The sequence below is a fragment of the Rossellomorea aquimaris genome (assembly GCF_001877785.1).
In the GTDB taxonomy this organism is placed as follows: Bacteria; Bacillota; Bacilli; order Bacillales; family Bacillaceae_B; genus Rossellomorea; species Rossellomorea aquimaris_A.
Map to the genome: position 1 here is coordinate 1 of NZ_MINN01000024.1, position 409 is coordinate 409.

The 409-nt window shown below is 36.7% G+C and carries 1 pseudogene; it reads left to right on the top strand.

Annotated elements, in window-relative coordinates:
• Positions 1–180 precede the first annotated feature (180 nt).
• A pseudogene (locus tag BHE18_RS01075) lies at positions 181–409 on the top strand (tRNA (N6-isopentenyl adenosine(37)-C2)-methylthiotransferase MiaB); the annotation flags it as partial.

The window sequence follows — 409 nt, forward strand, 5'->3', positions numbered from 1 at the left end:
TCACTGATGACTGTTAAACTGTGTCTCAGATTTTTATTAGTGTGTAATACGTCTCTTCTGTAGTTCTAGTGGTTGTGCTGTCTGTATGTGATGTCAGCTTTAGAGTTGATTAGTCTGTGATTTTTTTTATTATGTATTATGGTTGTTTGTTAGTCAGATGTCTTTTTATTTTTTTTTTTCAACTTAAAAGCACTGAAAAAAAACAATCCCGATCTGATTTTAGGCGTGTGCGGCTGTATGTCCCAAGAGGAATCAGTCGTGAACCGTATTTTGAAAAAACATCCGTTTGTCGATATGATTTTCGGAACGCATAACATTCATCGCCTGCCGGAGCTTTTGTCAGAAGCATACCTTTCAAAAGAAATGGTTGTAGAAGTTTGGTCTAAGGAAGGGGACGTTATTGAAAACC